We start from the raw sequence: 10,768 nt of genomic DNA on the forward strand, positions 1-10,768 counted from the left end.
CCGCCGGCACCGCCGCCGCCTTCGTTGCGCTCGGCGTCTGAGCAGCCCCCGCGCTGAGGTCACGACCGCCAGCAGGCGTTGGTCCGGACGACGAGGTCGTCGACCACCGCGTGCAGGTCGCCGCCGCTGCGTTCGTACGCCGCGTGCTGGCGACTCGCCCCGCCACCGGCCAGGACCCGGTCCACCCCGTCCTCGACGCGGGCGAGGTCGCCACACGCCGCGAGCGGCTCGCGCACCAGCGCGACGAGCGCTGACAGCGCCTCGCGCGCGGGCATCGGCTCCATCGTCACCGGGCTCAGCAGCCGGTCGGACAGGCCGGAGCGAGCGGCCCGCCACTTCGCCGCCTGGAGCAGCTCGAGGCGCCAGGTGTGGCGGGCCATGGCGCGGGCGTCGGCCGCCTGCCTCACCAGTCCCCGCACGAGGGCCGCGACGAGGACGGCGTCGTCCGGATCGGTGCACACGTCGGTGATCCGCACCTCCACCGTCGGATTGTTGGCGGAGAGCCGGGCGTCGAAGTACAACATGCCGGCGTCCCGCGCGGCTCCGGACTCGATCATCCGCCGACTCACCTCGCGATAGACCGCGAGCGACCCGAACGGCTCGGTCAGCCCGGCGCTCGGCCACTGCGCCCACATCTGCGACCGCCAGGAGTGGTAGCCGGTGTCCCGGCCCTCGGCGTACGGCGAGTTCGCGCTGATCGCGAGCAGCACCGGCAGCCACGGGACGATCCGGTCGATCACGTCGACGCCCTGCTCCTCGGAGTCGATCCCGACGTGCACGTGCATGCCGCAGATCCCGGCGGTGCGGGTGATCTCGCCGTACGTCTGGAGCATGGCGAGGTAGCGGTCGTCGCGGTAGACCGCCGGCTCCCCGCTCGCGGCCGGGCTCGTGCCGGAGGCCGCGATGCGGATGCCGACCTGCTCCGCGGCCTCGGCCGCCGCGCGGCGCTGCCGCACCAGGTGGCTGCGCACCTCGTCGAGGTCGACCAGCGGGGTCGTCCGGGTCTCGACCTGGTGGCGGAACAGCTCCTTGTCGNTCTCGACCTGGTGGCGGAACAGCTCCTTGTCGAGGACCTCGTCGGGCGCGGACGACGGATCGACGACGGCCCGGCCCAGCACCTCCTGCGAGCGCGGCGCCAGCAGCCGCGTCTCCGGGTCGACGAGGAGCAGCTCCTCCTCGATGCCGACGGTCCTGGGCTCCACGACGGCGAGGTACCCGATGCGGGGCCGCCTGAGCCGGGCGTCCGCGTCGCGTATCTCAGCGGCGCCCGACCGGTGCGGCCGCATAGGCTGCGCCCATGAACGAGCCGGACCTCACGCCCAGGGAAGCCATCGCGGCCATCCAGGGGCACGAGGCCTGGGCGATCATCCGGCGCTCCACCCGGGCAGGTGACCGCGACACCGTCGGCCTGCTCGGCGGTCGTCGCTGGGTGGCCGACTCGATCATGGACATCCCGCTCGAGGAAGGCCCGCCGCCGCCCGGACGGCAGTGCGACCGGCTGGTCGCCGTACCTTTCCGCCAGGTCGCCGAGCGCGGCTTCGACGCCCACGACGACGGCACCCCGCTGGTCGTGGTCGACGTCGAGACCGAGCGCGAGTTCTCCGTCGCCGACATGATCGGCGCGATCGACGACGGCGGTATCGAGTTCGCCGACCGGGGAGGGTTCGACGTCGACGACACCGACTACGCCAAGGTCGTCGAGGCGATCATCAAGGACGAGATCGGGCAGGGCGAGGGCGCCAACCTGGTCGTCGGCCGTCACTACCGCGCCGTCGTCGCCGACTGGGGTGCCGACAAGGCGCTCACCGTCTTCCGGCGCCTGCTCGAGCGCGAGCGCGGCGCCTACTGGACGTTCCTCTTCTTCACCGGCGACCGCTACCTGATCGGCGCCAGCCCCGAGCGGCACGTCAGCGTGCACGGCGGTGACGTGCGGATGAACCCGATCTCGGGGACGTTCCGGGTACGGCCGCCGGAGGGTGACGACCGGGCCATCGAGACCCGGCTCCTCGAGTTCCTCAAGGACGAGAAGGAGATCTACGAGCTCTTCATGGTCGTCGACGAAGAGCTCAAGATGATGTGCGACATCTGCCACGAGGGCGGTCAGGTGCTCGGGCCGTTCCTCAAGCCGATGACCCACCTGATCCACACTGAGTACCTCCTCGCCGGCCGCAGTCGCAGCGACGTGCGGGCGATCCTGCGGGACACCATGTACGCCGCCACGGTGACCGGGTCGCCGGTGCAGAACGCGTGCCGGCTGATCAAGCAGTACGAGCCGGAGGGCCGCGGCTACTACGGCGCCGCGCTCGCCGTGATCGGGCGCGACGACGACGGCCTGCCCGTCATCGACAGCCCGATCGTGATCCGCACCGCCGACGTCGACCTCGACGGCCGGCTCAAGGTGACCGCGGGCGCCACCCTGGTGCGCGACTCCGACCCGGCGTACGAGGTGGCCGAGACGCACGCCAAGGCCGGCGGCATCCTGTCCGCCTTCGGCCTGGTGCCGCTCGCGCCCGAGCACGGCGTCGACCTCGCGGCGCTGGCCGCCGACGAGGACGTGCTGATCGCCCTCAACGCGCGCAACCGCCGGCTCAGCGGCTTCTGGCTGACCGACCAGGCCGGCACCCCGCCCGACCCGCGGCTGGCCGGCAAGAGCGTGGTGATCCTCGACGGCGAGGACGACTTCGTGAACATGCTGCGCCACCTGCTGGCGGTGATGGGCATGAGCAGCGCCGTCGTACGCCACGAGGACTACACGCCCGGCTGCCTCGACGGCTTCGACCTGGTCATCGTCGGTCCCGGTCCCGGCGACCCGCGCGACGATGCCGACCAGAAGATGGTCAACCTGCGGCATGCCGTCGGCTCGCTGCTGGAGGCGGAGCGGCCGTTCCTCGCGGTCTGCCTCGGCCACCAGGCGCTGTGCCATCAACTCGGCATCCCGCTCACCTACAAGGACATCGTGTTCCAGGGCACGCAGTCCGAGGTCGTCGTCAACGGCCGGCGCGAGCGGGTGGGGTTCTACAACACGTTCGTCGGCCGCGTCCCGACCGATGGTCGAGGAGATCGCCCAGCGAGCGTCACGAGACCCCTGCCGGACGGCGTCACCGTCGAAGCCGACCCGGAGACCGGCGACGTCAACGCGCTGGCCGGCCCGCACTACCGCGGCGTCCAGTTCCACGCCGAGTCGATCCTCACCGAGCGCGGCTGGGACATCGTCCACGACCTCGTCTCCGCCGTGCTGCTGACCGACGGCTGAGGATGGCCCGGGCGCCCGCCGTCGTCGTGGTCGACCACCACGACTCGTACACGCAGAACCTCGTCCACCTCGTCGCCGGCGTGACAGGCGTGCTGCCGACGGTCGTGCAGCACGACGTGTGTACGACGGAGCAGCTGCTCGCGCACGACGTGATCGTCCTGTCGCCCGGACCCGGGCACCCCGACGAGCACGACTGGTCGCTGCTGGACCTCGGCCTCCCGGTGCTCGGGATCTGCCTCGGGATGCAGGGGATCGTCACCCACTTCGGGGGCACCGTCGGGCGGGGCAAGCCGGCGCACGGCGTGGTCGCCCGGGTCCACCACGACGGCACCGGGATCTTCACCGGGCTCGAGCAGGACTTCCCGGTCGTCCGCTACCACTCGCTGCGGGCCCATCGCGTGCCCGACGTCCTCGACGTCGTCGCGACCTGCGACGACGACGTCGTCATGGGCGTCGCGCACCGCGAGCTGCCGGTGGTCGGCGTGCAGTTCCACCCCGAGTCGATCCTCACCGCCCACGGCGCCGCGCTGGTGGCCAACTTCCTGGGACCGTACTTCCGGGAGTCCTCGTGAGCGCCCACGTCGACGCCGAGGGCGCCTTCACCGAGATCGCGGCCCAGCACCGGCGCTGTGTCTGGCTCGACGGCGGCGGGGCCCGGGAGTGGAGCCGGCAGCGGTCGATCATCGGCTGGCTCGACGACGACGACGTGTCGCTGACCTACGACGCCGCCCGCCGCGAGGTCACCCGGCACGCGGGCGACGCCTCGGTCGTGGTCGGAGACGACCCGTTCGTCGTGCTCGAGGCCGAGCTGGCCGCCGGCTCCCCGTCCGACCAGTGGTTCGGCTACTTCGGCTACGCCTCCCGGCCCGACCTCCCCGCTCGCCCCGACCCGGATCTCCCCGACGCGATCTGGATGCGGCCGAGCCGCATCCGGATGTTCGAGCACGGGGGCGCTGGGCTGCAGGAATCCCCGGTCGACCGGGGATTCCTGCGCTTGTCGGCCGATGCAATGCCCGACAAGCGCCAGGAAACCCCACCCACCACCCCGCCGGCCGACTACGAAGCCGCTTTCGACACCGTCCAGGAGCACCTGCACGCGGGCAACTCCTACGAGGTCAACCTGACCCACCGGCTCCGGATCGCGAGCCGGACCGACCCCGCGACGGCGTACCTCCGGCTGCGCAGCCTCAACCCGGCGCCGTACGCCGGGTTCCTGCAGCACAGCGTCCCAGGCCGGCCGGACGCGAGCGGCTGGCTGCTCAGCTCCTCGCCGGAGCGCTACGCGCTGGTGACGGCCGACCGGATGCTCGAGACCAAGCCGATCAAGGGCACCACCGCCCGCGGCGCGACCCGGCCCGAGGACAAGGCCGCCCGCGAGCGGCTGGCGACGGACCCCAAGTTCCGCGCCGAGAACCTGATGATCGTCGACCTGCTGCGCAACGACCTCTCGCAGGTGTGCGAGGTGGGCAGCGTCGACGTACCGGTCCTGATGGAGGTCGAGTCCTACTCGTCGGTGCACCAGCTGGTGTCGACGGTCCGCGGCCGGCTCCGCGACGACGTGACCGCGGTGGGGGCGCTGCGCGCGCTGTTCCCCGCCGGGTCGATGACGGGGGCGCCGAAGCTGCGGACCATGGAGATCATCGACGCGGTCGAAGCGACCCCGCGCGGTGCGTACGCCGGCGCGTTCGGCTGGGTCTCCGGCGACGGCCGCGCCGACCTCGGCGTCGTGATCCGCACGTTGCTGACAGCAGGCGATGGCTACCTTCTCGGCACCGGCGGCGGGATCACCGTCGACTCCGACGTGGCCGAGGAGTACGCCGAGACCCGGTGGAAGGCCGAACGCCTGCTGCAAGCCCTGGCCGAGGACGAGTAGGCCGGCGTCGGACGGTCGCTGCGCGACCTCCTCGACCACCGGGAAAGGGGTCTCGTGACGGTCGCTGCGCGACCTCCTCGACCAACAGACAGCGCGCGCTCGCCGCTGGTTGAGGTGCGAGCGCAGCGAGCCTCGAAACCAAGGCATCCGCACGTCCCTCAGCCCCGCCCGGCGGAGCCATGGCACGTCCGGGGGTCTCGTGACGGTCGCTTCGCGACCTCCTCGACCACCGGGAAAGGGGTCTCGTGACGGTCGCTGTGCGACCTCCTCGGCCTCCGAGATGGGGGTCTCGTGACGGTCGCTTCGCGACCTCCTCGACCACCGGGAAAGGGGTCTCGTGACGGTCGCTGTGCGACCTCCTCGGCCTCCGAGACGGGGGTCTCGTGACGGTCGCTGCGCGACCTCCTCGACCACCGGAGGGCCGTTAGTCCGTCTCCTCGACGCCCGACTCGACCGCGTGCTGGGAGAGGAGGGTGAGCACGGTGCGGACGCCGGCGAGGACCGCCTGCTCGTCGTACGGCGCGGGGTCGACGACGTTGACGTTCTGGATCAGCTCGCCGTTCTGGACGAAGCCGGTGACGTACAGCTGCTTGCGTACGACGTCGACGACGACGCGCGCCGCGTCGGCCCCGTCGATCTCGGGCTCGGTGACCTCGGCGTCCTCGGGCTGACCCATGCTCTCCCAGGCCTCGTCGAGGGTGCCGGAGAAGAGCGTGTAGCTGGCGGTCACGACGGCCTGCCCGGACTTCTCGTCGGGTTTGAAGCGGCACTCCGGGGCGCTGGCGGTGCCGGACTCCTCGGTCGCCACGGACCCGAACTCGCGCTCGATGGTCCCGGAGTCGAGGACGTCGCACGGGTTCCACAGCGCGGGTGTCTCGTCCGGGAGGTCGGGCTTCTCGCCGACCTCGTCGTCGCCACACCCCGCAAGAAGTACAAGAGTTGCCGCGACCCAGAGGCGGTGGTTGAGGTGCGAGCGAAGCGAGCCTCGAAACCTAAGCATCCACCTTCTCCGTCCCCGGCAGCTTGAGCACCATCCGCGCCCCACCGCCCACGTTCTCCGTCGCCTGCACCGACCCCGCGTGGCGCTCGGCGACCTGACGGACGATCGCCAGCCCGAGGCCGGACCCCGGGAGGGTGCGCGAGTCGGCGGACCGCCAGAACCTATCGAAGATCCGGGCGCGCTCCTCCTCGGGGATGCCCGGACCCTGGTCGTCGACGGTGAGCACGCCGTCGCTGAGCCGTGCGGTGACCAGCCCACCCTCGGGGCTCCACTTGGCCGCGTTGTCGAGCAGGTTGGTCACCGCGCGCTCGAGGGCGGGCGCCTCGCCGACGACCCACCAGGGGCGGGTGAAGACCTCGAAGGTGATGCCGGGGGCGCGTCGGCGGACCCGCTGGACGGCGTGGTCGACGACGTCGGCGAGGTCGACCGGCTCGACGGTCGGCGGTACCGGCTCGTCGCGAGCGAGCTCGGTGAGGTCGCCGATGAGCGTGGTCAGCTCCTCGATCTGGGCGCGGATGTCCTCCATCAGCTCGGCCCGGGCGTCGGGCGGCAGCGACGTCGCGTCGCCGCCGGACATCGTCATCAGGTCGATGTTGGTGCGCAGCGAGGTGAGCGGGGTGCGCAGCTCGTGGCTCGCGTCGGCGACCAGCTGTCGTTGCCGGACCCGCGACGCGTCGAGGGCGGTGAGCATGTGGTTGAACGCGGTCGCCAGCCGGGCGACCTCGTCGTCGCCCTCGACGGGGAGCGGGGTGAGGTCCTCGGTGCGAGCGATCCGCTCGACCGCGGTGGTCAGCCGCCGGACCGGGCGCAGGCCGTTGCTGGCGACCAGCCACCCGGCCAGCCCGGCGGCGAGGACGCCGACGCCGCCGAACGCGACCGTCACCCAGCCGAGGCGGGACAGGATCCGGTCCTGGTCGTCCAGCGGCTGCGCGATCACCAGCGCGAGCCCCGGCTCCTGGGTCGGCACGGTGACCACGCGGTAGCGCTCGTCGTCGATCAGGATGGTGCGGATGCTGGAGTCCTGCTTGCCCCGGGCGACGTCGAGCTCGGGCTGCCCGAGCTGGATGTCGGGGCCCTGGTCGAGGACCCTGCCGTTGCCCTCGGCGAAGAGGAACGCGATCCGGACGTCGCCCGCGCCCAGCGCCCACGACTCCACGCCGGACTCCGTCGCCGCGATCAGGGCGCGGGACTTCGCCGCGTCCTCCGCCCGCTCCATCAACGAGCTGTCGAGGCTCTGCTGCATCTGGAACCGGGTGGTGGCGTAGGCGGCGATCGCGACGAACGCCACCGCCAGACCTACGGTCATCGTGGTCAGCAGGATCACCCGGCTCGCCAGCGACCGCCGGTAGTGCCACCTGCCGTTCGAGCCGGGCCCGACGGCGAGACCGGTGCCGGCCCAGAACCCGCTCACGATTCCTTCAGCACGTACCCGACGCCGCGGACGGTGTGGATGAGCCGGGCCTCGTGCTCGGTCTCGGTCTTGCGGCGCAGGTAGCCGACGTAGACCTCGAGCGAGTTCGCGGTGGTGGGGAAGTCGTAGCCCCACACCTCCTCGAGGATGAAGCTGCGCTCGAGCACCCGCCGCGGCCGGCGCAGGAACATCTCCAGCAGGGTGAACTCGGTGCGGGTCAGCTCGATCGAGCGGTCGCCGCGGGTGACCTCGCGGGTGGTGACGTTCATGGTGAGGTCGGAGAAGCTGAGGATCTCCTCCTCATCGCCGTCCTCGTGGGGCACCACCCGCCGCAGCAGCGCCCGGAGCCGCGCGAGCAGCTCCTGCAGGGCGAATGGCTTGGTCAGGTAGTCGTCGGCCCCGGCATCGAGACCCTCGACCCGGTCGCCCACGGCGTCGCGGGCGGTGAGCACCAGGATCGGTACGTCGTTGCCGGCCGCGCGCAGCGCCCGGGTCGCGTCGAGCCCGTCGAGGCGCGGCATCATCACGTCCATCACGACGACGTCGGGCGCGACCGACCCGATGCCGGCGAGCGCCTCGGCGCCGTCACCGGCCAGGTGCACGTCGTACCCGTTGAACTCCAGCGACCGCCGCAGCGACTCCCGGACCGCCCGGTCGTCGTCGACGACGAGGACCCGGGGCTGGTGAGGGGCGCGCTGTGACACGCCCCCATGATGACGGACGCGGCTGAGTGGTGGCTGAGAAGCGCCTACAGGTAGCGGGCCGCGATCTTGGCGGCGCGGGCGCCGTAGCCGCCGCCGAAGAGGCAGGCGTGCACGATCAGCGGGAACAGCTGGTGGATGCCGAGCCGCTCCTGCCAGTCGTCGCCGAGGGGCGAGACCTCGTCGTACGCCGCCATCACGTGCTGCAGCTGGGGCAGGCCGAAGAGCATCAGCATCGCCAGGTCGATCTCGCGGTGACCGCCGTAGGCCGCCGGGTCGATGACGACGACCCGCTCCTCGGGGCCCCAGAGCACGTTGCCGTTCCACAGGTCGCCGTGCAGTCGTGACGGCGGCTCGTCGGGGACGATCTCGCCGACCCGGGCGGCGGCGCGCTCGATGAGGTCGGCGTCCTCGGGGGTGACCAGCCCCTTGTCGCGCGCGACCCGGAGGTACGGCGTGATCCGCCGCTCGACGTAGAACTCCGCCCAGCTGGGCAGCGGCTGGTTGCCGAGCGGCAGCCGGCCGATGTAGCCGTCGGCTTCAGCGCCGTACGACGGTGCGCCGCTCAGGTGGGTGCGGGCCAGCGCCCGCCCGAACGCGGCCGCGGCGTCCTGGCCCGGTCGACTGGTCTCGACCCACGCGAGGATCAGGCAGTCGGCGTCGACCGCCAGCACCTCGGGCGTCGCGACGCCGTCGTCGGCCTCGGCCAGCCACCGCAACCCGGCGGCCTCCCGCTCGAAGAACCCCGGCGGTGCCTGGGTGACGGACTTGAGGAAGGCGGTGCGGCCGTTGGAGAGCCGCAGCTTCACCGCGCTCGACACGTCGCCGCCGGCCACCGGCGCGGTCGAGATCACCGAGGAGCCGAGCAGTTGCTCTGCTCGGCCGGCGACCGCGGGTTGCCGCGTCATGGTGCCCCCTAGGACATGGCTCAGGTCAGGACTGGCCCTTGAGCGCGCGCGGGATCTCGCGCCCCTGCTCGATGGCCTTCTCGGGTGCCTTGACCTTCTTGAACTTCTTGATGCCGATGAAGGTCAGCAGCACCGCGAGCAGCGTGTAGAAGCCGCAGACGATCAGGTAGGCCCAGTGGAGCGCGAGGCCGTCGCCGTTCCAGTGGATCAGGTAGGCGGCGGCGATCGAGAACATGATCACCGCCAGGACCAGCAGGAACGCGGCCGCGAGCAGCAGCACGATGCCCATGCCGCCCGCGTTGACGCTCACCTTCAGCTCGGACTTGGCGAGCTGGATCTCCTTGCGGATGAGCGTGGAGAACTCGGTCTGGGCGTCCTTGATCAGGCGCCCGATCGTGGGCTCTTCGGTGCGGGCGGTGTCGATGGCCATAGTTCCTCAAAGGACGTGTCGGACACTGGGTCGAGGCCGCTCCTCCGAGCGAGACTCCGGCGGGGACGGCCTCTCCGGGCGACCTTACAGAAGACGGCGGAGCGGTGCCGACCCCGTCTAGAGGTAGCGCAGCGCGGTGGTGACGTCGAGGGCATGGCCGCCGGCGCGTTCCTTCGCCGTGAGGTAGGCGGCGTTGGCGGCCGACAGGTGAACGTCGGTCGCCACCCGCTCCGCCACGTCGAGTCCGGCGGCGGTCAGCTGGGCGGCCTTGTCGGGGTTGTTGGTGAGCAGCCGCAGCCGGCCGACGCCGAGGGTGCGCAGCATCTGCGCGGCCGCGCTGTAGTCGCGCTCGTCGGCGCCGTGACCGAGCGCGAGGTTGGCCTGGTAGGTGTCGAGCCCGGAGTCCTGGAGCGTGTAGGCGTCGAGCTTCTCGTAGAGCCCGATGCCGCGGCCCTCCTGCCGCAGGTAGAGCAGGTAGCCGCCGACCTCGGTGATCCGCACCATCGCCTCCCGCAGCTGCGGCCCGCAGTCGCAGCGCTCGCTGCCGAGGACGTCGCCCGTGAGGCACTCGCTGTGCAGCCGCACCAGCGGCGCGTCGCCGTCAGGGGGTACGCCGTGGACCGCGGCGGCGTACGAGCCGAGCCCGATCGCGAGGTGCTCGCGCCCGTCGACGAGCCCGTCGAAGGTGAACACCCGGGCGACGGTGGCCCACCCGTCGGCGCGCAGGGGGACGGTGAGCTCGGCCCTGATGCTGGCGGGGCTGCCGGCGGTCGGGATCACGGCTCGGCCGTCCCGAACCGGTCGGACAGCGCATAGCGCAGGAGTACGACGTCGCCGAGCTGGCGGGTCTCGACCAGCCGCGCCCGGTGGTCGGGACACCAGGGGAACCGGCCGTCGTCGACGAACCGGCGCGCCCGCGAGTCGCCGACGAAGAACGGCGCGATCACCAGCTGGAGCTCGTCGGCCAGTCCGTCGGTGAGGAACTGGGTGTGCACGGTGCCGCCGCCCTCCACCATCAACCGACGGACGCCGCGCTCGTGCAGGTCCTCGCCGACCCGGTGCATCCGGCGCGGGCTGCGGCCCGCGTCGACGATGGTGGCCAGCCGCCCCAGCCGGGCGCGGGCGGGCGGCACCACGTCGGTGCCGCAGTAGACGAGCTTCTCGCTGTCGCCGGTGGTGAAGAAGTTGCCCC

At 72.0% G+C, this 10,768-nt stretch carries 11 protein-coding genes; 3 read left to right on the plus strand and 8 right to left on the minus strand.

All coding sequences use genetic code 11. The annotated features are described in order from the left end of the window. Positions 1-59 precede the first annotated feature (59 nt). Entirely contained in the window at positions 60-1,286 is a 1,227-nt protein-coding gene (locus H0488_RS18315) for a carboxylate-amine ligase (RefSeq protein WP_183100679.1), read from the minus strand. Positions 1,287-1,297: 11 nt separating this feature from the next. On the opposite strand from H0488_RS18315, the gene H0488_RS18320 reads away from it, so the two are divergent. Genes H0488_RS18320 through H0488_RS18330 form a run of 3 tightly spaced genes read left to right on the plus strand, consistent with a single transcriptional unit; the run spans position 1,298 to position 5,126 of the window. Beyond that, entirely contained in the window at positions 1,298-3,253 is a 1,956-nt protein-coding gene (locus tag H0488_RS18320) for an anthranilate synthase family protein (RefSeq protein WP_183100680.1), read from the plus strand. 2 nt (positions 3,254-3,255) lie between these two features. Further along, positions 3,256-3,825 carry an anthranilate synthase component II gene (locus tag H0488_RS18325; RefSeq protein WP_183100681.1) on the plus strand — a complete coding sequence of 190 codons (570 nt, stop codon included), beginning with the start codon at positions 3,256-3,258 and terminating at the stop codon, positions 3,823-3,825. After that, positions 3,822-5,126, plus strand: coding sequence for an anthranilate synthase component I family protein (locus tag H0488_RS18330; RefSeq protein ID WP_183100682.1), 1,305 nt, complete (start codon positions 3,822-3,824; stop codon positions 5,124-5,126). Before H0488_RS18325 ends, H0488_RS18330 begins: the two co-directional genes overlap by 4 nt. Positions 5,127-5,550: 424 nt before the next feature. Here the strand turns inward: H0488_RS18330 and H0488_RS18335 are convergent, their stop codons facing one another. From H0488_RS18335 to H0488_RS18365, 7 genes are all read right to left on the minus strand, one after another. Further along, positions 5,551-6,126: a hypothetical protein gene (locus tag H0488_RS18335; protein WP_183100683.1), complete on the minus strand. Its 576-nt coding sequence runs from the start codon at positions 6,124-6,126 to the stop codon at positions 5,551-5,553. Further along, a complete protein-coding gene (locus tag H0488_RS18340) occupies positions 6,119-7,537 on the minus strand; it encodes a sensor histidine kinase (RefSeq protein WP_312856426.1) in 1,419 nt (472 codons plus the stop codon). The genes H0488_RS18335 and H0488_RS18340 overlap by 8 nt, the downstream gene beginning before the upstream one ends. Continuing rightward, on the minus strand, positions 7,534-8,241 hold the full coding sequence (locus H0488_RS18345; RefSeq protein WP_183100684.1) for a response regulator transcription factor: 708 nt from the start codon (positions 8,239-8,241) through the stop codon (positions 7,534-7,536). The genes H0488_RS18340 and H0488_RS18345 overlap by 4 nt, the downstream gene beginning before the upstream one ends. 44 nt (positions 8,242-8,285) lie before the next feature. Next, complete coding sequence (locus H0488_RS18350; protein WP_183100685.1) at positions 8,286-9,146, minus strand: fructosamine kinase family protein; 861 nt, start codon at positions 9,144-9,146, stop codon at positions 8,286-8,288. A gap of 25 nt (positions 9,147-9,171) precedes the next feature. Then, entirely contained in the window at positions 9,172-9,576 is a 405-nt protein-coding gene (locus H0488_RS18355) for a phage holin family protein (protein WP_183100686.1), read from the minus strand. A 117-nt stretch (positions 9,577-9,693) separates the two neighbouring features. Beyond that, positions 9,694-10,356 (minus strand): GTP cyclohydrolase II, encoded by a 663-nt coding sequence (locus H0488_RS18360; protein ID WP_312856427.1) that lies wholly within the window; start codon positions 10,354-10,356, stop codon positions 9,694-9,696. Continuing rightward, positions 10,353-10,768: RibD family protein (locus tag H0488_RS18365; protein ID WP_183100687.1), on the minus strand; the 416-nt coding region annotated here is incomplete at its 5' end. The genes H0488_RS18360 and H0488_RS18365, both read right to left, overlap by 4 nt.

This window comes from Nocardioides pelophilus (assembly GCF_014180685.1).
Classification (GTDB): domain Bacteria; phylum Actinomycetota; class Actinomycetes; order Propionibacteriales; family Nocardioidaceae; genus Nocardioides; species Nocardioides pelophilus.

What these genes read in the sequence shown, in the direction of transcription:
- H0488_RS18320 (WP_183100680.1), top strand. Translation starts at nt 1,298, where the DNA reads ATGAACGAGCCGGACCTCACGCCCAGGGAAGCCATCGCGGCCATCCAG.
- H0488_RS18325 (WP_183100681.1), top strand. Translation starts at nt 3,256, where the DNA reads ATGGCCCGGGCGCCCGCCGTCGTCGTGGTCGACCACCACGACTCGTAC.
- H0488_RS18335 (WP_183100683.1), bottom strand. Translation starts at nt 6,126, where the DNA reads ATGCTTAGGTTTCGAGGCTCGCTTCGCTCGCACCTCAACCACCGCCTC.
- H0488_RS18350 (WP_183100685.1), bottom strand. Translation starts at nt 9,146, where the DNA reads ATGACGCGGCAACCCGCGGTCGCCGGCCGAGCAGAGCAACTGCTCGGC.
- H0488_RS18355 (WP_183100686.1), bottom strand. Translation starts at nt 9,576, where the DNA reads ATGGCCATCGACACCGCCCGCACCGAAGAGCCCACGATCGGGCGCCTG.